This is a genomic window from Sphingosinicella humi (assembly GCF_003129465.1).
GTDB lineage: Bacteria > Pseudomonadota > Alphaproteobacteria > Sphingomonadales > Sphingomonadaceae > Allosphingosinicella > Allosphingosinicella humi.
The window spans coordinates 1,345,489-1,367,316 of the sequence record NZ_QFFF01000001.1 but is presented as its reverse complement, the minus strand read 5'-3'; the positions used below and the strand labels follow the sequence as shown (position 1 = coordinate 1,367,316).

General features: G+C 66.3%; 20 protein-coding genes. 4 read left to right on the top strand and 16 right to left on the bottom strand.

All coding sequences use genetic code 11. The features are described from left to right. Nucleotides 1-4 precede the first annotated feature (4 nt). Genes DF286_RS06715 through DF286_RS06705 form a run of 3 tightly spaced genes read right to left on the bottom strand, consistent with a single transcriptional unit; the run spans nucleotide 5 to nucleotide 2,983 of the window. Nucleotides 5-1,039, bottom strand: coding sequence for a homocysteine S-methyltransferase family protein (locus tag DF286_RS06715; protein WP_109270729.1), 1,035 nt, complete (start codon nucleotides 1,037-1,039; stop codon nucleotides 5-7). Nucleotides 1,040-1,085: 46 nt separating this feature from the next. Further along, complete coding sequence (metF, locus tag DF286_RS06710; RefSeq protein WP_109270728.1) at nucleotides 1,086-2,015, bottom strand: methylenetetrahydrofolate reductase; 930 nt, start codon at nucleotides 2,013-2,015, stop codon at nucleotides 1,086-1,088. Further along, on the bottom strand, nucleotides 2,012-2,983 hold the full coding sequence (locus DF286_RS06705) for an ArsR/SmtB family transcription factor (RefSeq protein ID WP_109270727.1): 972 nt from the start codon (nucleotides 2,981-2,983) through the stop codon (nucleotides 2,012-2,014). Before DF286_RS06705 ends, metF begins: the two co-directional genes overlap by 4 nt. Nucleotides 2,984-3,097: 114 nt before the next feature. On the opposite strand from DF286_RS06705, the gene DF286_RS06700 reads away from it, so the two are divergent. The 3 genes from DF286_RS06700 (at nucleotide 3,098) to DF286_RS06690 (ending at nucleotide 4,744) form a co-directional block, all read left to right on the top strand. Continuing rightward, the gene (locus DF286_RS06700) at nucleotides 3,098-4,006 is read left to right on the top strand and encodes an MlaA family lipoprotein (RefSeq protein WP_109270726.1); all 909 of its coding nucleotides are present in this window, start codon (nucleotides 3,098-3,100) and stop codon (nucleotides 4,004-4,006) included. A gap of 126 nt (nucleotides 4,007-4,132) precedes the next feature. Next, nucleotides 4,133-4,408: a hypothetical protein gene (locus DF286_RS06695; RefSeq protein WP_109270725.1), complete on the top strand. Its 276-nt coding sequence runs from the start codon at nucleotides 4,133-4,135 to the stop codon at nucleotides 4,406-4,408. 105 nt (nucleotides 4,409-4,513) lie between these two features. Then, nucleotides 4,514-4,744 carry a hypothetical protein gene (locus DF286_RS06690; protein WP_109270724.1) on the top strand — a complete coding sequence of 77 codons (231 nt, stop codon included), beginning with the start codon at nucleotides 4,514-4,516 and terminating at the stop codon, nucleotides 4,742-4,744. Nucleotides 4,745-4,901: 157 nt separating this feature from the next. Here the strand turns inward: DF286_RS06690 and groL are convergent, their stop codons facing one another. Continuing rightward, entirely contained in the window at nucleotides 4,902-6,545 is a 1,644-nt protein-coding gene (gene groL, locus DF286_RS06685) for a chaperonin GroEL (protein WP_109270723.1), read from the bottom strand. A gap of 97 nt (nucleotides 6,546-6,642) precedes the next feature. Next, on the bottom strand, nucleotides 6,643-6,930 hold the full coding sequence (groES, locus tag DF286_RS06680; RefSeq protein WP_109270722.1) for a co-chaperone GroES: 288 nt from the start codon (nucleotides 6,928-6,930) through the stop codon (nucleotides 6,643-6,645). Between the two features lie 244 nt (nucleotides 6,931-7,174). Between groES and sppA the strand changes: the two genes are divergently transcribed. Then, nucleotides 7,175-9,049 (top strand): signal peptide peptidase SppA, encoded by a 1,875-nt coding sequence (sppA, locus tag DF286_RS06675; RefSeq protein ID WP_109270721.1) that lies wholly within the window; start codon nucleotides 7,175-7,177, stop codon nucleotides 9,047-9,049. A gap of 4 nt (nucleotides 9,050-9,053) precedes the next feature. On the opposite strand, the gene DF286_RS06670 is transcribed toward sppA, so the two are convergent. The 11 genes from DF286_RS06670 to DF286_RS06620 all read right to left on the bottom strand — a co-directional run bounded on the left by DF286_RS06670 (nucleotide 9,054) and on the right by DF286_RS06620 (nucleotide 21,814). After that, the gene (locus DF286_RS06670) at nucleotides 9,054-9,677 is read right to left on the bottom strand and encodes a trimeric intracellular cation channel family protein (protein ID WP_109270720.1); all 624 of its coding nucleotides are present in this window, start codon (nucleotides 9,675-9,677) and stop codon (nucleotides 9,054-9,056) included. 25 nt (nucleotides 9,678-9,702) lie between these two features. After that, a complete protein-coding gene (locus DF286_RS06665) occupies nucleotides 9,703-10,347 on the bottom strand; it encodes a hypothetical protein (RefSeq protein WP_243444749.1) in 645 nt (214 codons plus the stop codon). Between the two features lie 63 nt (nucleotides 10,348-10,410). Beyond that, complete coding sequence (gene lpdA, locus DF286_RS06660; RefSeq protein WP_109270719.1) at nucleotides 10,411-11,805, bottom strand: dihydrolipoyl dehydrogenase; 1,395 nt, start codon at nucleotides 11,803-11,805, stop codon at nucleotides 10,411-10,413. Nucleotides 11,806-11,916: 111 nt separating this feature from the next. Beyond that, complete coding sequence (gene odhB, locus DF286_RS06655) at nucleotides 11,917-13,173, bottom strand: 2-oxoglutarate dehydrogenase complex dihydrolipoyllysine-residue succinyltransferase (RefSeq protein ID WP_109270718.1); 1,257 nt, start codon at nucleotides 13,171-13,173, stop codon at nucleotides 11,917-11,919. A gap of 14 nt (nucleotides 13,174-13,187) precedes the next feature. Next, nucleotides 13,188-15,998, bottom strand: a complete 2,811-nt coding sequence (locus tag DF286_RS06650) for a 2-oxoglutarate dehydrogenase E1 component (protein ID WP_424141239.1) — start codon at nucleotides 15,996-15,998, stop codon at nucleotides 13,188-13,190. A gap of 53 nt (nucleotides 15,999-16,051) precedes the next feature. Then, nucleotides 16,052-16,936, bottom strand: a complete 885-nt coding sequence (gene sucD / locus DF286_RS06645) for a succinate--CoA ligase subunit alpha (protein ID WP_109270717.1) — start codon at nucleotides 16,934-16,936, stop codon at nucleotides 16,052-16,054. After that, on the bottom strand, nucleotides 16,933-17,571 hold the full coding sequence (locus DF286_RS06640; RefSeq protein WP_146193576.1) for a hypothetical protein: 639 nt from the start codon (nucleotides 17,569-17,571) through the stop codon (nucleotides 16,933-16,935). Before DF286_RS06640 ends, sucD begins: the two co-directional genes overlap by 4 nt. Beyond that, nucleotides 17,568-18,530: a malate dehydrogenase gene (gene mdh / locus DF286_RS06635; RefSeq protein WP_109270715.1), complete on the bottom strand. Its 963-nt coding sequence runs from the start codon at nucleotides 18,528-18,530 to the stop codon at nucleotides 17,568-17,570. The genes DF286_RS06640 and mdh overlap by 4 nt, the downstream gene beginning before the upstream one ends. 117 nt (nucleotides 18,531-18,647) lie before the next feature. Continuing rightward, nucleotides 18,648-19,769, bottom strand: coding sequence for a cell division protein ZapE (zapE, locus tag DF286_RS06630; protein ID WP_109270714.1), 1,122 nt, complete (start codon nucleotides 19,767-19,769; stop codon nucleotides 18,648-18,650). A gap of 110 nt (nucleotides 19,770-19,879) precedes the next feature. Next, nucleotides 19,880-20,665 (bottom strand): succinate dehydrogenase iron-sulfur subunit, encoded by a 786-nt coding sequence (locus DF286_RS06625; protein ID WP_109270713.1) that lies wholly within the window; start codon nucleotides 20,663-20,665, stop codon nucleotides 19,880-19,882. A gap of 138 nt (nucleotides 20,666-20,803) precedes the next feature. Beyond that, nucleotides 20,804-21,814, bottom strand: coding sequence for a D-alanine--D-alanine ligase family protein (locus tag DF286_RS06620; protein ID WP_243444748.1), 1,011 nt, complete (start codon nucleotides 21,812-21,814; stop codon nucleotides 20,804-20,806). Nucleotides 21,815-21,828: the final 14 nt, after the last annotated feature.

Below are 21,828 nucleotides of genomic sequence, written 5' to 3'. Positions count from 1 at the left end.
TTTTCTACGCGGCGAGGATCATCGGCTCGATGCCGGCGAGGCGGGTGCGCTGCTGGGGTTTTGGCAGCTGGCGCGGCGGAAGGCCGTGGACCCGCTCGGCGATGGCGCGGATATGGGCCGGGGTGGTGCCGCAGCAGCCGCCGACGATGTTGACCAGGCCGTCGCGCGCCCACTCGCCCACCTGGGTCGAGGTGGTTTGGGGACATTCGTCATATTCGCCGAGCTCGTTGGGGAGACCGGCGTTGGGATAGGCCATGATCAGCGTGTCGGCGGTGGCGGCAAGGGTCGCGACATGGGCGCGGAGCTGGGCGGCGCCGAACGAGCAGTTGAGACCGACCGACAGCGGCCGCGCGTGGCGGATGGAAGCCCAGAAGGCCTCGATCGAATGTCCGGAAAGGTTGCGCCCGCTAAGGTCGGTGATGGTCATCGAGAGCATGATCGGCAGCTCGCGACCGACGCGGCGGGCGGCATGGATCGCCGCCTTGGCGTTCAGCGTGTCGAACACCGTCTCGATCAGCACGATCTCCGCGCCGCCTTCGACCAGCGCCTCGATCTGCTCGACATAGACGTCGCTGAGCGCGTCGAAATCGATCTCGCGATAGCCGGGATCGTTGACGTTCGGAGACAGCGACAGGGTCTTGTTCGTCGGCCCGACCGCGGCGGCGACGAAGCGCTTGCGGCCGTCCTTCTGCGCGTGGCGATCGGCCGCTTCGCAGACGATCCGCGCGGCGGCGACATTCATCTCCCGGACCAGCGCCTCGGCGCCATAGTCGGCCTGGCTGATCCGGTTGGCGTTAAAGGTGTTGGTGGCGAGGATATCGGCGCCGGCCGCGGCGAAGCTCTCGACGATTTCGGCGATCAGCGCCGGCCGGGTGAGGCTGAGAAGGTCGTTATTGCCCTTCTGGTCGCGAGCGAGGTCGCGATCGCCGCGATAATCCGCTTCCTTCAAGCGGCGCGCCTGCACCTCGGTGCCGAAAGCGCCGTCCTTGACGAGAATGCGTCGCGCGGCTTCGTCTCTAAGCTGTTGAGCAGCGGTCATTTAGAAAACTCCGTTCGTGCCGACGAACGACCTTGTGGAATGTCGATCACGCCGCTTGTTCCTGCCGGTCGGCTCTAGGGCGCAGCCCCAGCAAGTGGCAGATGGCGTAGGAGAGCTCGGCCCGATTGAGGGTGTAGAAGTGAAAATGGCGGACGCCGCCGGCATAGAGCTGGCCGCAAAGCTCGGCCGCGACGGTGGCGGCGACGAGCTGGCGGGCGGCGGGGAGATTGTCGAGCCCCTCGAACAGCCGGTCCATCCAGGTGGGGATGGTGGCGCCGCACTGGCCGGCGAACTTGCGGGTCTGGGCGACGTTGGAGACCGGAAGGATGCCGGGCACGATCTCGGCGTCGATGCCCATCGCCGCCGCCTGGTCGCGGAAACGGAAGAAGCATTCGGGCGAGAAGAAGAACTGGGTGATCGCCCGGTCGGCGCCGGCGTCGATCTTGCGCCAGAGATTGTCGAGATCGGCCGCCTTGTTGCGCGATTCGGGATGGCATTCGGGATAGGCGGCAACCGAGATTTCAAAGGGCGCGATGGCCTTGAGGCCCTTCACCAGCGCGACGGCATTGGCATAGCCGTCCGGGTGCGGTTTGAAAGGCGTGCCCGGCTCCGGCGGATCGCCGCGCAAGGCGACAACGTGGCGAATGCCGGCCGCCCAATAGGAGCGGGCCACCTCGTCGATCTCGGCGCGGCTCGCCTCGACGCAGGTCAGATGCGCGGCGGCCTGGAGCGAGGTTTCGCGCGCGATCCGCTCGACGGTGGCGTGGGTGCGCTCGCGGGTCGAGCCGCCGGCGCCATAGGTGACGGAGACGAAGCGCGGACCGAGCGGCTCCAGCGTCTTCACCGACTCCCACAGCGTCTGCTCCATCTTCTCCGTCTTGGGCGGGAAGAATTCGAAGGAGACGGCGATGTCGCCGGCCACGTCCGCGAACAGCGGCCTGTTCCTCTGGCCGGACGCGGGCGCGAGGCTGCTCATGCGACCACCTTCAGCCGCGCTTCGGAAAGCTCGCCTTCCCAGATGGTGACGGTGAGCTCGCCGCCTCGCAGATGCTCGACGACTCGGCCCTTGAGGCCTGTCGCACTCATCCATTTGAGCACCGCCTCATCGGCAAAGCCGAGTCGGGCATGGGCATCGCGGATGCGCAGCTCCTCCCGCTCATGCGGGGCGAAATCGATGATGAGCAGGCGGCCGCCTGGCGCGAGCAACCGGGTCGCCTCGGCGATGGCGGCGGCCGGCTGCTGGGCGTAGTGCAGCACCTGATGGATGATGACGGTGTCGGCGCTCTCGGACGGCAGCGGCAGCGCGTACATGTCGCCCTGGCGAAGCTCGGTCGCCGGGATACCCGCCTCGGTCAGCTTGACGCGGGCGAGACGCAGCATCTCGGGCGAGCGGTCGATGCCGAGCGCGCTGTTGGCGGCGGGGCCGAACAGCTCGATCATGCGGCCGGTGCCGGTGCCGATGTCGACGAGGCGGCCGACCGGCCGCCCTCCCTCCTCATTGGCGCCGAGGGCGCGCGCGATCGCCGCCTCCACCTCGCTCTCGGCGATATGGAGCGAGCGAAGCTCGTCCCACTCCGAGGCATGCTGCGCGAAATAGCGTTCCGCCGCGGCGGCGCGATCGGCTTTGACCGCGGCCAGACGGGCCCGATCGGCCACCGCCCACGGATCCTCGCCCTCGACGGCCGCCCAGCTGTCAAGCAAGTGGAACAGCGGCTCGACGCGCTCGGGCGGACCGAGACTGAGGAACACCCAGCTCCCCTCCTTGCGGCGTTCGGCAAGTCCGGCATCGATGAGGATCTTCACATGCCGGGAGACTCGCGGCTGGCTCTGCCCCAGCACCTGCGCCAGCTCGCCGACCGACAATTCCATGGCGCGCAGCAGGAGCACGATCCGCAGTCGCGTCGGATCGGCAAGCGAGCGGAAGATTTCGGGCACCCAGGACATGAGATAAGGATATAAAGATATCTTTATATCAGGGTCAAGGCAGTTGTCCCCTTGCCGTGCCATGGCCGCTGTGGCACCCGTGAGCAGGGGCGGGCGATATTGAGAGGGGCCGATATGCGCTTGAGCCTGCTACTTCTCCTCGCCGCGATGTTGGGCGGTTGCGCGACCTCCGGCTCGGGCGGCGCGATGGCCGAGAACGACCCCTATGAAGGCTTCAACCGCGGCGTCTGGGAGTTCAACCAGGCGATCGACACCGTCGCGATCAAGCCGGCGACGACCGTCTATCGCACGGTGACGCCGGTGCCGGCGCGGCGCGGCATCAGGGGAATACTGGCCAACCTGTCCGAGCCGTTCAACTTCATCAACAACCTGCTCCAGGGAAAGCCGGACCGCGCCTTCAACTCGCTCGGCCGCTTCCTCGTCAACTCGACGATCGGCGTCGGCGGCCTCGCCGACCACGCCACCGATCTCGGCCTGCCACCGACCGATGAGGATTTTGGCCAGACCCTTGCCGTCGCCGGCGCTAAGGAAAGTCCCTATCTCGTGCTCCCCTTGTTGGGGCCTTCGACGGTGCGCGACGCCGTGGGAACCGCGGTGGAGTTCGTCGCGGATCCGGCGCGAATCGTCATCAACGAAGAGCTCACCGCGACTCAGGAATATGCGGTCACCGGCACCCGAGTCCTGAATGGCCGATCCCAGCTGATCGAAAGCGGTGCCGAGGAATTGTTGGACAGCAGCGCCGATCCCTATGCGGCCGCCCGCTCGGCTTATTTTCAGCGCCGCTCGGCGGCGATCCGCGACGAGGAAGCCGGCGCGGCGACGCTGACCCCCGAAGAAGAAAATCAGCTGCTCGACGAAGCACTTGAGGATCCGATCGCGATCGAGCCCGCCGACCCGGAGGATAGGCTGGAGCCTGATCCGACGGCTCCGCAAGAGCCCTCCCCTTCCGGCCCCGAAACGGCTTTACTGGACAGACTTCCCGATAATGTGCTTAGGGATGACGCGGTGAGCGGAGGGGAATAACAACTAAAACGGTAGACATACTGCTGTGCCTCTACTACACCGCGCCACCGCTGGATCGTAGGGAGGATGGTCCTTTCAACGCCTCGCCCAGCGTAACAGTTGCTCCAAATGGGAGGGAAAGTGCCCGTGAACAAAATTGCTCTGACGATCGCTGCCGTTGCCACGCTCGGCCTCGCCGCCTGCTCTGAGCCGGCCCAGGACGAAGTCGCCAACGACACCAACGCCGCCGTGACCGAGATGGACGCGACGACCGACGAGGCCCTGACCGACGTCAACGCCGCCGCCACCGACGCGATGAACGCCGCCGACGCTGCGCTCGACAACGCCGCTGCTGGCGTCGAGAACGCCGGTGAGGCTGTCGAGAACGCCGCCGAGGCCGTCGAAGAGAACGCTGCTCAGTAAGCTCTCTCGAGACGATATGAAGGGGGTCGCGAGCCAGTGGGCACGCGGCCCCTTTCTTTTGCCCGCGGTCGGCCTAGTCTTCCTGCTGCAATCAGGGAGGGTCGAATGAAGATCGTGATCGGGCTTGCTGCGCTGGCGCTGCTCGCCGCGTGCGGAGAGAAAGAGGACGCGGGCGGGCTTACGGCGGAGGAATCGCAGCAGCTCAACGAAGCGGCCGAGATGCTCGACGCCGCTCCGGGCGGCCTCGCGCCGCCGGACGAGACCGGGCTGGACAACGACGCCGGGCCGGCAGCGACAGGCGACGTGCTGGTCAGCGGCGACGCCAACGCTTCTTAAGGGGCGAGGCGAGCCGAAACAGAAAGGGCCGGGGAGGCGACTCCCCGGCCCTTCTTCGTGTCTGGCTCGCACGGGCAAAGCCCGTGCTGGCGTGGGACGGGTTCGGCGACGTTTCGCGTCGCCGCCCCGCCAGCCGGACTTCGACGAGTCCGTCTCGTTAGAAGTCCATGCCGCCCATGCCGCCCATTCCGCCACCGCCCATCGGCATGGCCGGCTTGTCCTCGGGCAACTCGCTCACCGCCGCTTCGGTGGTGATGAGCAGGCCGGCAACCGACGCGGCGTCCTGGAGCGCGGTACGAACGACCTTGGTCGGATCGATCACGCCGGCCTGGACCAGGTTCTCGTAGACTTCGGTCTGGGCGTTGAAGCCGAACTTGTCGTCATTGCCATCGGCCAGCTTGCCCGCGACGACGGCGCCGTCATGGCCGGCATTCTCGGCGATCTGGCGCACCGGAGCCTGCAGCGCGCGGCGAACGATGTCGATGCCGCGGGTCTGGTCGTCGTTGACGCCCTTGAGGCCCTCGAGCACCCTGGTCGCATAGAGCAGCGCGGTGCCGCCACCGGGGACGATGCCTTCCTCGACCGCGGCGCGGGTCGCGTGGAGGGCGTCATCGACACGGTCCTTGCGCTCCTTCACCTCGACCTCGGACGCACCGCCGACCTTGATCACCGCGACGCCGCCGGCGAGCTTGGCCAGACGCTCCTGGAGCTTCTCGCGGTCATAGTCGCTGGTGGTGTTCTCGATCTGCTGGCGGATCGCCTCGACGCGGCCCTTGATGGCGTCGGCTTCGCCGGCACCGTCGACGATGGTCGTGTTGTCCTTGTCGATGGTGACGCGCTTGGCCTGGCCGAGCATGCCGATGGTGACGTTCTCGAGCTTGATGCCGAGATCCTCGGAGATCATCTCGCCCTTGGTCAGGATCGCGATGTCCTCGAGCATCGCCTTGCGGCGATCGCCGAAGCCGGGCGCCTTGACGGCCGCGACCTTGAGGCCGCCGCGCAGCTTGTTGACGACGAGCGTGGCCAGGGCCTCGCCCTCGATGTCCTCGGCGATGATGAGGAGCGGACGGCCGCTCTGCACCACGGCTTCGAGGATCGGAAGCATCGCCTGCAGGTTGCTGAGCTTCTTCTCGTGGATCAGGATGTAGGGATCCTGAAGCTCGACCTGCATCTTCTCCGGGTTGGTGATGAAGTAGGGCGAGAGATAACCGCGGTCGAACTGCATGCCTTCGACGACGTCGAGCTCGAACTCGAGGCCCTTGGCCTCTTCGACGGTGATCACGCCTTCCTTGCCGACCTTCTCCATCGCCTCGGCGATCTTCTCGCCGACGACCGTGTCGCCGTTGGCCGAGATGATGCCGACCTGGGCGATCTCGTTCGAGCCCGAAACGTTCTTCGAGCGCGACTGGAGGTCCTCGACGACCTTGGTGACGGCGAGGTCGATGCCGCGCTTCAGATCCATCGGGTTCATGCCTGCCGAGACCGACTTCATGCCCTCGCGGACGATCGCCTGGGCGAGCACGGTAGCGGTGGTGGTGCCGTCGCCGGCGAGGTCGTTGGTCTTGGACGCGACCTCGCGGATCATCTGCGCGCCCATATTCTCGAACTTGTCCTTAAGCTCGATTTCCTTGGCGACGGTGACGCCGTCCTTGGTGATGCGGGGGGCGCCGAAGCTCTTGTCGAGCACGACGTTGCGGCCCTTGGGGCCGAGGGTGACCTTCACCGCGTCGGCGAGGATGTCCACGCCCTTGAGGATGCGCTCGCGGGCGTCACGCGAAAAGCGTACGTCTTTCGCTGCCATGTTGCTTAGTTCCTTTTATTGCGCCCCGGCGAAAGCCGGGGTCCAGCCAAACAAGAATATCTGGCCCCGGTCTGGGCCGGGGAACAGGCGAGTGAAATCAGCCGATGATCCCGAGAATGTCGGATTCCTTCATGATCAGCAGGTCCTCGCCGTTGACGCGGACCTCGGTGCCCGACCATTTGCCGAACAGGATGCGATCCCCGGCCTTGACGTCGAGCGGCGTGATCTTGCCGTCCTCGGCCTTCGCGCCGGCGCCGGCGGCGACCACTTCGCCTTCCTGGGGCTTTTCCTTGGCGGTATCGGGGATGATGATGCCGCCGGCCGTCTTTTCCTCGGCCTCTACGCGGCGCACGAGCACCCGATCATGGAGCGGACGAAAGTTCATGCGTCACCTTTCTCTGAAATGGCGTCGACCGCACGCTTGGATGGTGGGCCGATCGCTGCTGTTGAACCCTGTTAGCACTCTCGGATCGTGAGTGCCAATGGCGCGGATGTAGGCACCGTTCATCCGCGGTCAAGCCTCTCTTGAAGCTTTTTTCCCGCCATGCGAGCGGGCGTCCCCGGGGCGCCGCATTTACACGCTGGCGCGAGTGGACTAGCGCGAGGGCGAGGCTGAATCGGGAGTAAGCATGCGCTTCTTGGGCAAGGTCTGGCGGCTTCTGGTCGGCGTGAAGGACGGGCTGGTCCTGATCGTCCTGCTGCTGTTCTTCGGCTTCCTCTATGCCCTTCTCTCCGCCAATCCCTATGCCGGCAGCGCCGACAGGGGCGCGCTGCTGCTCGACATCGGCGGCGCGATCGTGGAACAGCCGGCGGAAGCCGACCCGTTCGAAATGCTTTCGGGCGCCGCGGTCGTCCGCGAATATCGTCTTCGCGACCTGGTCCATGCGCTGGAAACCGCCGCCGAGGACGATCGGGTGAAGGCGGTGGCTCTCGATCTCGACATCTTCCTCGGTGGTGGCCAGGCAGCGATCTCCCGCGTGGGCGAAGCGATCGACACGGTGCGTCGGGCCAACAAGCCGGTGATCGCCTACGCCACCGGCTATAGCGACGATGCGTACCAACTCGCCGCCCACGCCTCGGAAGTCTGGCTTCATCCCCTTGGCGGCGTGCTGATCACCGGGCCGGGCGGCTCGACCCTCTATTACAAGGGACTGCTCGACAAGCTCGGGGTCACCGCCAACGTCTACAAGGCGGGCAGCTACAAGGCCGCGGTCGAGCCCTTCACGCGCACCGACATGTCCCCCGAGGCGCGCGAGGCGAATGAAGCGCTCGCGGGCGCGCTCTGGGAAAATTGGCGCGACGATGTGCGGCGGGCGAGGCCGAAGGCGAAGCTCGGCGATTATGTGAATGCGCCGGTCGAGCGGATCGCGGCCACCAACGGCGACATGGCCCGCGCCGCCCTGGCCGCTGGGCTGGTCGACAAGATCGGCGACCGAACCGCCTTCGGGAAACGGATGGTGGAGCTCGTCGGCGCCGACAAGGAGGACGTGCCCGGCAGTTTCAAGGCGATCAAATACGAGGCCTGGATAGGGGCCAATCCCGCCAGCAATCCCGCGGGTCGCATCGGCGTCGTCACGGTCGCGGGAAGCATCGTCGACGGATCCGCCTCGCTCGGCACAGCCGGCGCCGAGACGGTGACGGAGAATATCCACAAGGGGCTGAGCGAGAAGAATTTGAAGGCGCTGGTCATTCGCATCGACTCGCCAGGGGGATCGACCCTGGCGTCGGAGCGGATCCGCCAGGCGGTGCTGGACGCCAAGGCGCGCGGGCTGCCGGTAGTGGCCTCGATGGGGTCGGTGGCGGCCAGCGGCGGCTATTGGGTGGCGACGGCAGCCGATCACATTATGGCCCAGCCGGAGACGGTCACCGGCTCGATCGGCGTCTTCGGCATCCTGCCGAGCTTCGAGGGCAGCCTTGAGAAGCTGGGGCTCGGCGTCGACGGCGTCCGCACGACTCCGCTCACCGGGGAGCCCGATTTCCTGCGGGGCCCCTCCGACAATGTGGACCGGCTGATCCAGCTCAGCGTCGAGAACACCTATCGTCGCTTCATCGGCCTCGTCGCCGAGGCCCGGCACATGCCCGTCGAACGGGTCGACCAGGTCGCCCAGGGCCGCGTCTGGGACGGCGGCACGGCCCGGCAGCTGGGCCTGGTCGACGGCTTCGGATCGCTGGAAGACGCCCTGGCCGAAGCGGCCCGGCGCGCCCAGCTCGATCCGGATCAGGCGGAGGCGGTATGGCTCGAAAAGGAGCCCGGCTTCATCGAGATGCTGCTCAGCAGCCTGACCGGCAGCGGTGAGATCGAGGGCAGCTCGCGCGACCTCTTCAGCCGCCTCGCACTTGGACCAGAGCGGCTGACGATGCGCGCGCTCTTCGACGCGCGGCAGATACTCTCCGGCCCGGCCATCCAGGCCCGCTGCCTCCAATGCCCTTCGAGCGCGCTGCCGCTGCCCGCGCGTGAGAAAGCGACGCTCGGCGCCTGGCTGGCCGGGCTCATCGCCGGATGAAGCGTTATCGGCCGTAAGCCGGCAACGACCAGCCTTTCCGAATCGCCGCGCCGCGGAGCGCGAATCCGGCGAGGGCGGCGATGGCGCCGGCGATCGGCCCGGGGAGGCCCAGCAGCAGCAGCCCCACCATCAGCGCCGCCGACAGGGCGGCGGCGGTGACGTAAAGCTCGGGCCGCATCAGGATCGAAGGCTCGCCGCTCAGCACGTCGCGAATGATCCCGCCGAGGCAGGCGGTGAGCACGCCCATGCCGAGGGCCGGGAGCGGGGCGACGCCATAGGCCAGCCCCTTGGCCGCGCCGAAGGTCGCGTAGGCGGCGAGACCGAAGGCATCGAGCCAGAGGAGCGCGCTGCCCTGCCAAATCCGGGCCGGAAGGAACCAGACGATGAAGCCGGCGGCGACGCAGAGGAAGAGGAAGAGGTTGGTCTCGATCCAGAAGACCGGGGCGCCGATCAGGAGATCGCGAACGGTGCCGCCGCCGACGCCGGTGATGACCGCAAAAAAGATGAAGGTCACCAGCGTCTGGCGCTTCGCCGCCGCGACGAGGGCGCCGGACAGAGCGAACACGGCGATGCCGGCATGGTCTAGATATTGGAGCCACGGCCCGACGGCGGCGACGGTCTCGTTCATGCCCGCTTCCGCCCGCGCAGAGAGGTCAGCCGAAGCGTTCGACGCATTGCCGCATCACCGCGACGGGCTGACCCAGCTTCGCCGCCTCGGCCAGCGCCGCCCGCCGCGCCTTCTGCTGCGCGGCAAGGCCCGAGCCGATGCGCGCGGGCATGCTGGTACCCAGAGACTCGTCGAGATTGCGCGCCATGTCGCGATAATCGCCGAGCTGCGTCGCATAATCCGCCTCCTGGCTCATCAGCGCGGTGGCGATGAAATCCCCAAGCTCGTCGCAGACCAGCTGAGCCTCGAAATTGTCGGAAGGCAGCGCCACCTCGGTCCGCTGGGTAGCCGGGAAGGCGGCGGCGCAGGCGGAAACCAGCGGCTGCCATTCGCCGCCGGTGATATTCTCCTGGAGGTCGGACATGCGCCGATTGACCGCTGTCGCCGTCTCCGCCGAGAACTCGTCACCCTCGGACCCCGCAAGCAGGGCATAATGGAGAATGCCGAGCTGCGCGGTGAAGGGCAGCGGCTGTTGGATATCGGGCGTCGCCGCCCGCGCCTCGGTGGCAGCGACCACCCCGCAGGTCGCGGCGCGGTCGACAGGCTGCTCGGGCAGGGTCAGTGCCTTCGGGCCGCAGGCCGAGAGCAGGAGCGCCGCGGCGGCGGCGGCAGCGGGGGCAATCTTCATCATAGTCGCCTCGTCGGGAAACCGTTTCGGCCTCTCAACGGGCGATGCAAATGCCTGTTCCGTGCGTCAGATGTGGATCGGCTTGCCGGTGACGGCCATCGCCGCTTCCTTGACCGCTTCCGAGTGGGTCGGATGGGCGTGGCAGGTGTAGGCAATGTCCTCGGACGTGGCGCCGAATTCCATCGCCTGGGCAGCCTGGGCGATCATGGTGCCCGCGACCGAGGCGACGATGTGGACGCCGAGCACGCGGTCGGTCTTCGCATCGGCGACGACCTTCACGAAGCCGTCGGGCTCGCGATTGGTCTTGGCGCGGCTGTTCGCCATCATCGGGAACTTGCCGACGTTCACCTCGCCCCGCTCCTTCGCCTCCTCTTCGGTGAGGCCGACGCCGGCGATTTCGGGCATCGTATAGACGACGCTGGGGATCACGTCGTGGTTCACGATGCCGGTGAGGCCCGCGATATTCTCCGCGACGGCGATGCCTTCATCCTCGGCCTTGTGGGCGAGCATCGGGCCGGGCGCGACGTCGCCGATCGCCCAGATGCCCGGCACCTTAGTGCGGAAATCATGGTCGATCTCGACCTGGCCGCGATTGTTCGTCTGTAGGCCCGCTTTATCGAGCGCCAGCCCGTCGGTGTTGGGGCGGCGGCCGATCGAGACGAGCACGGTGTCGGCCTCGATCGTCGTGGCCTCGCCGCCCTTCGCCGGCTCGACCGTCAGCACCACGCCATCGCCCTTGCGCTCCGCCTTGGTGACCTTGGTGCCGGTCTTGATGTCGAAGCCCTGCTTCTTGAAGATCCTGGCCGCTTCCTTGCGGACTTCCCCGTCCATGCCGGGCAGGATCTGGTCGAGGAACTCGACGACGGTGACCTTAGCGCCGAGACGCCGCCAGACCGAACCGAGCTCCAGCCCGATGACGCCCCCGCCGATCACGACCATGTGGCCGGGCACCTTCTTCAGCTCCAGCGCGCTGGTCGAATCGACGATCGCGTCATGGTCGATCTCGACGCCCGGGAGCGGCGTCACCGACGAGCCGGTGGCGATGACGATGTTCTTCGCGCGCACCTCGCGATCGCCGACTTTCACGCTGTCCTTGCCGGTGAAGGCGGCGTGGCCCTTCAACCATTCGACTTTGTTCTTCTTGAACAGGAACTCGATGCCGCCGGTCAGGCCCTTGATCGCTTCGAGGCGCGTGCCGTGCATGGCGTCGAGGTCGAGCTCGACCCCGCCGGTCTTCACGCCCCATTTGGCGAGGGTGCCGTGCGCCGCTTCCTCATAGAGCTCGGAAGCATGAAGAAGCGCCTTTGACGGAATGCAGCCGACGTTGAGGCAGGTGCCGCCCAAGGTCTCGCGGCTCTCGGCGCACGCGGTCTTGAGGCCGAGCTGCGCGGCGCGAATCGCCGCGACATAGCCGCCGGGGCCGGCGCCGATCACCAGAACGTCAAAGTCGAATTCAGCCATTCCCAAACTCCGTTCACCCTGAGCCTGTCGAAGGGCTTTCCTTTCAACCGCCTCCCAAGGGGAGAGAGGGCTTCGACAGGCTCAGCCCGAACGGGTTCTCGAAAATCTCGTCTAAAGATCGATCAGAAGCCGCGTCGGGTCTTCCAAGGCTTCCTTCATCCGCACCAGGAAGGTGACCGCCTCGCGGCCGTCGATCAGACGGTGATCGTAGCTCAGCGCGAGATACATCATCGGGCGGGCGACGATCTGTCCGTCCACGACCACCGGCCGCTCCTCGATCCGGTGCATGCCGAGCACCGCCGACTGGGGCGGGTTGATGATGGGGGTGGAGAGCAGTGAGCCGAACACGCCGCCATTGGAGATGGTGAAGGTGCCGCCCTTCATGTCCTCCAAAGTGAGCGTGCCGTCCTTGGCGCGCTTGCCGAAATCGGCGATCGTCTTCTCGATCGCGGCGAAGGACAGCGCCTGGGCGTCGCGCAGGACCGGCACGACCAGCCCGTTCGGGGCGGAGACGGCGATCGAGACGTCGACATAGTCGCGATAGACGATCTCGTCGCCTTCGATCGAGGCGTTGACCGACGGGATGTCCTTCAGCGCCAGGCAGGCCGCCTTCACGAAGAAGCCCATGAAGCCGAGGCGGATGCCGTGCTTCTTCTCGAACAGATCCTTGTAGCGGCTCCGCGCCTCCATGACGGCCGTCATGTCGACGTCGTTGAAGGTGGTGAGGAGCGCCGCCGTGTCCTGGGCTTCCTTGAGGCGCTTGGCGATGGTCTGGCGGAGGCGCGTCATCCGCACCCGCTCCTCGCGGCGCTCGCCCGTCGCGGCTGGCCGAGCCTGCTGCTGCGGAGCTGGGGCCGGCGCCGCGGCTTCGGCCTTCTCCGCCTTGGCGGCGGCGAGGACATCGTCCTTGGTGAGGCGGCCGTCCTTGCCCGTGCCCTTGATCTTGGAGGGGTCGAGGCCGTGCTCCAGAACGACGCGGCGCACCGCCGGCGAGAGGGTCAGCGGCCCGGCCTCGCCCGCCTCCTCGGCATGGGGCGCAGCCTCGTCCTCCTTCGGCATGGGCGTTTCGCCGGGGCCCGCGGGGTTGACCGCGCCCGCCGTTTCGGCGGCTGCCTTCGCCGGAGCGCCCGCGCCCTCTTCGATACGGGCGATCAGCGCGCCGACCTCTACGGTATCGCCTTCGGCCACCACCTGCTCGCCCATCGTCCCGGCCACGGGCGAGGGAACCTCGACCGCCACCTTGTCGGTCTCCAGGCTCGCAACGGGTTCGTCGGCCTGCACCGGATCGCCCGGCTTCTTCAGCCACTGACCGAGAGTCGCTTCGGTGATGGATTCGCCCAGCGTGGGGACAACTACGTCGGTAGCCATTTTCTTCCTCTCGTTCAGCTCGCCTTGCGCCGCGGTTCGGCGTCGCTGCTATGGCCCAGCGCTTCCGCGATCAAGGTCGCCTGTTCCGCCGCATGTCGCTTGGCGAGGCCCGTGGCCGGCGAAGCGGACGCCGCGCGGCCGGCATAAACCGGGCGCTGCGGCTTCACGCCCGCTTCGACGAGGCACCGCTCGATAATCGGCTCGACGAAGAACCAGTAGCCGTTGTTCTTCGGCTCCTCCTGCGCCCAGACGACCGTTTCGACATTGGTCATCCTCTTCAGGCGCTCGGTGAGCGGCTCCGACGGGAAGGGATAGAGCTGCTCGGTCCGCACGATCGCCGTGTTCTTGTCGCCGGCCTTGTCGCGCGCCTCCATCAGGTCGTAGGCGACCTTGCCGGTGCACAGCACGAGGCGCTTCACGTCCTTGTCCGCCGGAGCGGAGGGATCGGAGAGGATGCGCCGGAAGTGGCTGTCGCCGGCAAAGTCGGCAAGGCTCGACACCGCCATCTTGTGCCGGAGCAGCGACTTCGGCGTCATGATCACCAACGGCTTGCGGAAATCGCGCAGCATCTGCCGGCGCAGCAGGTGGAAGTAGTTGGCCGGCGTGGTGCAGTTGGCAACCTGCATATTGTCCTGCGCGCAAAGCTGCAGGAACCGCTCCGGCCGCGCCGAGCTGTGCTCCGGCCCCTGGCCCTCATAGCCGTGGGGGAGCAGCATCACGAGCCCGCTGGCCCGCAGCCACTTGGCCTCGCCGGCGGCGATGAACTGATCGATCATCACCTGGGCGCCGTTGGCGAAGTCGCCGAACTGGGCTTCCCAGAGCACCAGCGTCTTGGGATCGGCGAGCGAATAGCCATATTCGAAGCCGAGCACGCCATATTCGCTGAGCGGCGAATCCCTGACCTCGAAGCGCGCCCCACCCGGAATCTTGGTGAGCGGGATGTATTTGACGCCGCTCTTCTGGTCGACCCAGACCGCGTGGCGCTGGCTGAACGTGCCGCGGCCGCTGTCCTGGCCGGAGAGACGCACGCTATAGCCCTCGTCGACCAAGGTGCCGAAGGCGAGCGCTTCCGCGGTCGCCCAGTCGAAGCCCTCGCCCGTGTCGAACATGGCGCGCTTGGCGTCGAGGATGCGGAGCAGAGTCTTGTGGGCGTCGACATTGTCGGGGACGGTGGTCAGCGTCTCGCCGATCGCGCGGAGCTTGTCCTCGCCGACGGCAGTGTGGACGTTGCGGCGCTCGGTCTCGGGCGAGGCCGGCTTGCCGAGGCCGGTCCAGCGGCCGGCGAACCAGTCCGCCTTGTTGGGCAGATAGGATTTCGCCGCCTCGAACTCTTCCTCCATCAGATGGGTGAAGCGCTCGACGTCGGCGTCGATCCAGGCCTGGTCGACGACGCCTTCCTGGATCAGGCGCGCGCCGTAGAGGGCCGAGACCGGCGGATGCTTGCGGATCTCGGCATACATTTGCGGCTGGGTGAAGCTCGGCTCGTCGCCCTCGTTGTGGCCGAAGCGGCGGTAGCACCACATATCGATGACGATGTCGCGCTTGAACGTCTGGCGATAATCGATGGCGAGCTTGCAGGCGAAGGTCACCGCCTCGGGATCGTCGCCGTTGACGTGCAGGATCGGCGCTTGGACGCCCTTGGCGACGTCGGATGGATAAGGCGACGACCGGCCGAACTGAGGCGAAGTGGTGAAGCCGACCTGGTTGTTGATGATGAAATGGATGCAACCCCCGGTATCGTAGCCCGGAAGGTCTGAAAAGCCGAAGCATTCGGCGACAATGCCCTGGCCGGCGAAGGCCGCGTCGCCGTGCAGGAGCACGGGCAGGACCTGGTTGCCGTTGATGTCGCCGACCTGGGTCTGCTGGGCGCGGACCTTGCCGAGGACGACCGGATCGACCGCCTCCAAATGGCTCGGATTGGCGACCAGCGAGAGATGGACGGAAATGCCGTCGAACTCCCGGTCCGACGAGGTGCCGAGGTGATACTTGACGTCGCCCGACCCGCCGACATCCTCCGGATTGGCGGAACCGCCGGCGAATTCGTTGAAGATGGCGCGGTAGGGCTTGCCCATGACGTTGGCGAGCACGTTCAGACGACCGCGATGAGCCATGCCGAAGACGATGTCGCGGACGCCGAACTGGCCGCCATATTTGATCACCGCCTCGAGCGCGGGCACCATCGATTCGCCGCCGTCGAGGCCGAAGCGCTTGGTGCCGACATATTTGCGGGCGAGGAACTTCTCCCACTGCTCCGCCTCGATCACCTTGGCCAGGATCGCCTGCTTGCCTTCCGGCGTGAAGTGGATCTCCGCGTCGCGGCCCTCCATCCGCTCCTGCAGGAAACGCCGCTCCTCGGTGGCGTTGATGTGCATATATTCGAGGCCGAGATGGCCGCAATAGTTGCGGCGCAGCACCGCGACGATCTCGCGGACCGTCGCCTCCTCAAACCCCAAAGTGCCGCCGAGATAGATGGGGCGATCGAGCGCGGCGCCCGAAAAGCCGTGATATTCGGGCGTAAGGTCGGCGGGTAGCTCGCGCTGGGCGAGGCCTAGGGGGTCGAGATCGGCGGCGAGATGGCCGCGCACGCGATAGGTGCGGATCAGCATCATCGCGCGGATGGAGTCGTCCGCCGCCTGCTTCACCTCGGCGTCGGACCGTCCGGCGGCGACCGCCGCCTCCTTCGCCTTCGCCGCGATCTTCTCGATCGCCATCAGGGTCGGATCGAGGCCCGCATTGACCTCGTCCAGCTCACTCAAAGGCCAGTTGTCACGCGCCCAGCTCGGGCGCTGTTCAGGCTCGATCCCGCCGAAACTATCCACGATCACTCGCTTTCCTAGTCCGCGCGTCTCCCCAAGGACGCCGATTAACTGCCCGCCCCTTAGCTCTTCAAAAGCTCGGCCAGCGTGCGACCGAGCTCAGATGGGCTCGGGCTCACGCGAATACCAGCCTGCTCCATCGCCTCGATCTTGTCCTCGGCGCCGCCCTTGCCGCCGGAGACGATCGCGCCGGCATGGCCCATGCGCCGGCCCGGAGGCGCGGTGCGGCCGGCAATAAAGCCGACCATCGGCTTCTTGCGGCCGCGCTTCGCCTCGTCGGCGATGAACTGCGCCGCTTCCTCTTCGGCCGAGCCGCCGATCTCGCCGATCATGATGATCGACTGGGTCTCGTCGTCGGCCAGGAACATCTCCAGCACGTCGATGAAGTTGGTGCCGTTCACCGGATCGCCGCCGATGCCGACCGCCGTCGTCTGGCCGAGGCCCTCGTTGGTCGTCTGGAACACGGCCTCATAGGTGAGCGTGCCCGACCGGCTGACGACGCCGACCGAGCCCTTCTTGAAGATGTTGCCGGGCATGATGCCGATCTTGCACTCGCCCGGCGTCAGCACGCCCGGGCAGTTCGGCCCGATGAGCCGCGACTTGGAGCCCGAAAGCGCACGCTTCACCCGCACCATGTCGAGCACCGGAATGCCTTCGGTGATCGCGACGATCAACGGCACCTCGGCATCGATCGCCTCGAGGATCGAATCCGCGGCAAAGGGCGGCGGCACGTAGATGACCGACGCATCGGCGCCGGTCCGGTCGACCGCCTCGCGGACCGTATTGAAGACCGGAAGGCCGATATGCGTCTGCCCGCCTTTACCGGGCGTCACGCCGCCGACCATCTGCGTGCCGTAAGCCAGCGCCTGCTGCGTATGGAACGTGCCGGTCTCGCCGGTCATGCCCTGCGTGATGACTTTAGTGTTCGAATCGACGAGAATGCTCATTCGCTTGCGGGTCCTACAGTATCTGCTTTGAGGGCAACCCCGGTGAACTTCAACGTAGCAGTGACGGGGCTACCTGGGGGAACGTGGAAGAGCTGAAAGGAATCATGTCCCGGACGGAGTCCGGGCTCCCAGTCCGAAACTTGGATTTCCGGATAGGACTGCGTTTTGGTCGGCGCCCGGCCCAGCCACCGCTGAGCCTCTTCGGTAGTGATCGCCCGCTCTTCGCCAAGATCAAACAATCTACAGCCAGTCACCCGGACATTGCCGATCAAAACTTCCGAAAGAACGATATAAACGTCCTCGCCAGCGACACCGTTTCTAAAGACGCGCATTTGATTCGACCTGCCGCCCTGCGCTTGGGCGATCTTCTCGCCTTCAACTTTTGCAAATTGAAGAAACTCGATCATCTCTTGGGGCAAGGCGCCGTCGGCCGCGACCCAACCGGCGTTAGTCACGCTGCTCACAGCGCCTTCGATATTTGGTATCGCGCCGCAAGCCTGACTGAAGGCAGCAAGCAACTGTGTCGCAGGATAGTCGCCTGCAACCTGCTGTTCAGCAGGTGCGAGAGCACCCGCCGGTGCGGCAAGTGCGACAGATGCTATTAGCGCTGCTGCCGGGAGAGGGAGGCGACTCATGCGAGGCTTTCGTCGATACCCTTGCAGGCGACGAGCAGTTCCTTCACCGCGTCGACCGAGACCTCGAAATTCTGCTTGGCGGTCTCGTCCAGTTCGATCTCGACGATGCGCTCGACGCCCTTGGCACCGATCACCACCGGCACGCCGACATAGAGGTCGTCGACGCCGTACTGGCCGGTGAGGTGGGCGGCGGCCGGAAGCACACGCTTTTTGTCCTTCAAATAGCTCTCGGCCATCATGATCGCGCTGGTGGCGGGGGCGTAATAGGCCGAGCCGGTCTTCAGCAGCGCGACGATCTCGCCGCCACCGGAGCGGGTGCGCTGGACGATCGCGTCGATCTTCTCCTGGGTGGACCAGCCCATCTTGATGAGGTCCGGGATCGGGATGCCGGCGACGGTCGAATAGGCCGGAACCGGAACCATGGTGTCGCCATGGCCGCCGAGCACGAAGGCGGTGACGTCCTCGACCGAGACGTCGAACTCCTCGGCCAGGAAATGGCGGAAGCGGGCCGAATCGAGGACGCCGGCCATGCCGACCACGCGTTCGTGCGGCAGGCCGGAGAATTCGCGCAGCGCCCAGACCATCGCATCGAGCGGATTGGTGATGCAGATGACGAAGCTGTTCGGGGCGTGCGTCTTGATGCCCTCGCCGACCGCCTTCATGACCTTCAAGTTGATGCCGAGCAGGTCGTCGCGGCTCATGCCGGGCTTGCGGGCGACGCCGGCGGTGACGATGCAGACGTCCGCGTCCGCGATATCCGCATAGTCGTTGGTGCCCTTGAGCTTCGCGTCATAGCCCTCGACCGGACCCGCCTGGGCGAGGTCCAGAGCCTTGCCCTCGGGCATGCCCTCGGCGACGTCGAACAGGACGATGTCGCCCATTTCGCGGATCGCGGCGAGGTGAGCCAGGGTGCCGCCGATCATGCCGGCGCCGATCAGCGCTATTTTCTTCCGAGCCATGCGGAGGGAGCCTTTCTTCTCTACAAGCGGGATCGGCCGCGCGCGGCCGCAAGAATTGTGGCGACCGCTTAGACCCAAGGCGCATGAGGGGCAACCGTGATTCCCGCGATTGCGCGCTCAGGCGGCCTGCGCCTCCACGCCGTGGCCCTTGGCGAGATAATCCTCGGATTGCATCTCGACGAGACGCGAGGCGGTGCGCTCGAACTCGAAGGCGCCGTCGCCCTTGGTGTAAAGCTCCCCCGGAGGCGCGTCGGCCGAGGCGAGCAGCTTCACCTTGTGCTCGTAGAGCGCGTCGACCAGCGTGACGAAGCGCGCCGCCTCGTTGCGGTTTTCCGGCCCGAGCCTCGGGATGCCGACGACGATCACCGTGTGGTAGCGGCGAGCGACGGCGAGATAGTCGGGCGCCCCGCGCGCGGCGCGGCACAGCCGCTTGAAGGAGAAGACGGCAACGCCCTTGAGGCTCTTCGGCACGTGCAAAGAGCGGCCGCCCTGGACCGGAATGTCCTCTGAGGGAACATGCGCCCTGTCTTCCGGCGGAAAGTCGGTCAGGCGGAAGAAGGCATCGCGAAGGGCTACCGTAGCGAGAGGACCGTTCGGCACATGCCAGGTCGGCATGCCTCCCAGCCGCTCCAGCCGATAATCTGTCGGGCCGTTGAGCGGCACGACGTCCATCTCCTTTTCGATCAGATCGATGAAGGGGAGGAAAAGCTCGCGATTGAGGCCGTGCTTGTAGAGGTCGCGCGGCGGCCGGTTGGACGTGGTGACGACCGTCACCCCTTCCTCCAGCAGCTTCGAGAAGAGACGCGACAGGATCATCGCGTCCGCGCTGTTGTTGATCACCATCTCGTCGAAGGCGAGAAGCCTTGCCTCGCTCGCGATGGCCTCGGCGACCGGTGGGATCGGATCGCCGCCTTGCTTCGCCCGCTCCACCCGCAGGCGTTCGTGGACCTCCAGCATGAACTCGTGAAAATGCACCCGGCGCTTCGGCGAGACGTCGATCGTCTCGAAGGCCAGGTCCATCAGCATCGATTTCCCGCGCCCGACGCCGCCCCACATATAGACGCCGCGATGTCCGTTCGGCTTTGACCCGAAGACGCGGGCGAGGAAGCCCGGCTTGCTCTGGCGCTGGAGGTCGGCCGCGACCCGGTCGAGCACGGCGACGGCCCGGCGCTGGTCCTCGTCGGGGCGAAGCTCGCCGGAGGCCAGGAGGGCTTCATAGCGGCGGGAAACGGCGGTCATGCGGCCTCCCCACAATCGTTCGTCCCGAGCGAAGTCGAGGGGCGCATGTGATGACTCCGTGCCGACGCCCCTCGACTACGCTCGGGACGAACGAATCCGCAACGGTGACTCTAGACCGCCCGCTCCACCAGCATCTTCTTGGTCTCCGCGATCGCCTTGGCGGGGTTCAAACCCTTGGGGCAGGCGTTGGCGCAGTTCATGATGGTGTGGCAGCGGTAGAGGCGGAACGGGTCTTCCAACTCGTCGAGCCGCTCGCCGGTCATCTCGTCGCGGCTGTCGGCGAGCCAGCGATAGGCCTGGAGCAGGATGGCGGGGCCGAGGAACTTGTCCGAGTTCCACCAATAGCTGGGGCAGCTGGTCGAGCAGCAGGCACAAAGGATGCACTCGTAGAGCCCATCGAGCTTGGCCCGGTCCTCCGGCGACTGCAGCCGTTCCTTGCCCGAAGGCTCGGGGCTGACCGTCTTCAGCCAGGGCTGGATCGAGGCATATTGGGCGTAGAAATGGGTGAAATCCGGCACCAGGTCCTTGATCACGTCCATGTGCGGCAGCGGCGTGATGCGCACTTCGCCCTTCACATCCTCGATCGCGGTGGTGCAGGCGAGGCCGTTGCGCCCATCCATGTTCATCGAGCAGGAGCCGCAAATGCCTTCGCGGCAGGAGCGGCGGAAGGTCAGCGTCGGGTCCTGCTCGCTCTTGATCTTGATGAGCGCGTCGAGGACCATCGGGCCGCAGCTGTCGAGGTCCACCTCGAACGTGTCGTAGCGCGGATTCTCGCCCGTATCGGGGTCGTAGCGATAGACCTTGAACTTCTTCACGCGCGTGGCGCCGGCCGGAGCCTTGTGGTCGCGCCCCTTGCCCTTGATCTTGCTGTTCTTCGGAAGCGTGAATTCGGCCATGTCTTTTCCCTTGCTGCGGCGGGGATAGCGCCTCAGCGCCCGCCGCTCAATGGCTGCCTTGCGCGTTCCCCGGCGAAAGCCGGGGTCCAGGGGGGCGATCGAACCGGACCCCGGCTTTCGCCGGGGAACAGAAATACCTCAACCTTCCAGAAGACCGTGTCGCCTCAGGCTCTCGCACAGGATGGTCTCGATCAGCTGCTCCTGGGTCCAGCCGGCGGCCTTGGCGGAGCGGCCATAGACCTTCTCCGACCACAGATTGCAGTTGAGGTTGACCTCCAGCATCCTGACCTCGCCCGTCTCCTGATCGAGCCGGAATTCGTAGCGGCCATAGTCGAACGGCCGGAACACCTCGACCATCTTGCGGGTAAGTTCGTCGATCTTCGGCTGCCATTCGCCATTGGTGAACTCGACCAGCTGATATTTCTGGGCGCGATCGACGAGGTCGCGCTTCTCATAATAGGTGCGCAGGTGCGACGGATCCGCCTGCTCGAACAGCATCATCGGCATCACCACGGGCTCACCGTCAACGGTGATGACGGGCACTTCGACATCGCTGCCGTTGAGGAAGGGCTCGACGATGGCGTCATGGCCCATGTTGTGGATCTCGGCGATGGCGCGCTCGACGCCGGCCCAATCGAAGGCATCCATCACGCCCCAGCTCGCCGACGAGGCGTTGGGCTTGATCACCATCCGCTCCGCCATCGGCGCATCGGCCTCGCGCACCGGTGCACCGCGACGGTAGATCGCCCAGGGGCTGGTGGGCACGCCGCGCGCCACGGCTTCGAGCTTGGTGAGATGCTTGTCGTCGGAGAGGCCGCGCAGGATCGGGCTCGCACCGAGGAAAGGGATGCCGTGACGCGTGCACAGCAGCGGCAGCATCATCTCGCTGTTGAGGAAACCGCCGCGGTTCAAGAGCGGGAATACGAAGTCGACGTCGGGCTTCTCGAACAGCGCCTCGTAGCGATCGGCCAGGACCAGGTTCAGCCCCAGCCCCTGGAGTATCTCGCGCACCTCGACATGATAGAGGGCGTGGTTGCCGTCCTCGGGATGCAGACCGCCGGGCCACTTGGCGTGCTTGGCGATGAACATGATCTTCAGGCGCCGCTTGGCCTCCTCGGGGATGGTGAGCGGCCGGACGGACTGGAGCACTGGCTTGCCTTTCG

What these genes read in the sequence shown, in the direction of transcription:
- DF286_RS06715 (WP_109270729.1), bottom strand. Translation starts at nt 1,039, where the DNA reads ATGACCGCTGCTCAACAGCTTAGAGACGAAGCCGCGCGACGCATTCTC.
- metF (WP_109270728.1), bottom strand. Translation starts at nt 2,015, where the DNA reads ATGAGCAGCCTCGCGCCCGCGTCCGGCCAGAGGAACAGGCCGCTGTTC.
- DF286_RS06705 (WP_109270727.1), bottom strand. Translation starts at nt 2,983, where the DNA reads ATGTCCTGGGTGCCCGAAATCTTCCGCTCGCTTGCCGATCCGACGCGA.
- DF286_RS06700 (WP_109270726.1), top strand. Translation starts at nt 3,098, where the DNA reads ATGCGCTTGAGCCTGCTACTTCTCCTCGCCGCGATGTTGGGCGGTTGC.
- DF286_RS06690 (WP_109270724.1), top strand. Translation starts at nt 4,514, where the DNA reads ATGAAGATCGTGATCGGGCTTGCTGCGCTGGCGCTGCTCGCCGCGTGC.
- groL (WP_109270723.1), bottom strand. Translation starts at nt 6,545, where the DNA reads ATGGCAGCGAAAGACGTACGCTTTTCGCGTGACGCCCGCGAGCGCATC.
- groES (WP_109270722.1), bottom strand. Translation starts at nt 6,930, where the DNA reads ATGAACTTTCGTCCGCTCCATGATCGGGTGCTCGTGCGCCGCGTAGAG.
- sppA (WP_109270721.1), top strand. Translation starts at nt 7,175, where the DNA reads ATGCGCTTCTTGGGCAAGGTCTGGCGGCTTCTGGTCGGCGTGAAGGAC.
- DF286_RS06670 (WP_109270720.1), bottom strand. Translation starts at nt 9,677, where the DNA reads ATGAACGAGACCGTCGCCGCCGTCGGGCCGTGGCTCCAATATCTAGAC.
- DF286_RS06665 (WP_243444749.1), bottom strand. Translation starts at nt 10,347, where the DNA reads ATGATGAAGATTGCCCCCGCTGCCGCCGCCGCCGCGGCGCTCCTGCTC.
- lpdA (WP_109270719.1), bottom strand. Translation starts at nt 11,805, where the DNA reads ATGGCTGAATTCGACTTTGACGTTCTGGTGATCGGCGCCGGCCCCGGC.
- odhB (WP_109270718.1), bottom strand. Translation starts at nt 13,173, where the DNA reads ATGGCTACCGACGTAGTTGTCCCCACGCTGGGCGAATCCATCACCGAA.
- sucD (WP_109270717.1), bottom strand. Translation starts at nt 16,936, where the DNA reads ATGAGCATTCTCGTCGATTCGAACACTAAAGTCATCACGCAGGGCATG.
- DF286_RS06640 (WP_146193576.1), bottom strand. Translation starts at nt 17,571, where the DNA reads ATGAGTCGCCTCCCTCTCCCGGCAGCAGCGCTAATAGCATCTGTCGCA.
- mdh (WP_109270715.1), bottom strand. Translation starts at nt 18,530, where the DNA reads ATGGCTCGGAAGAAAATAGCGCTGATCGGCGCCGGCATGATCGGCGGC.
- zapE (WP_109270714.1), bottom strand. Translation starts at nt 19,769, where the DNA reads ATGACCGCCGTTTCCCGCCGCTATGAAGCCCTCCTGGCCTCCGGCGAG.
- DF286_RS06625 (WP_109270713.1), bottom strand. Translation starts at nt 20,665, where the DNA reads ATGGCCGAATTCACGCTTCCGAAGAACAGCAAGATCAAGGGCAAGGGG.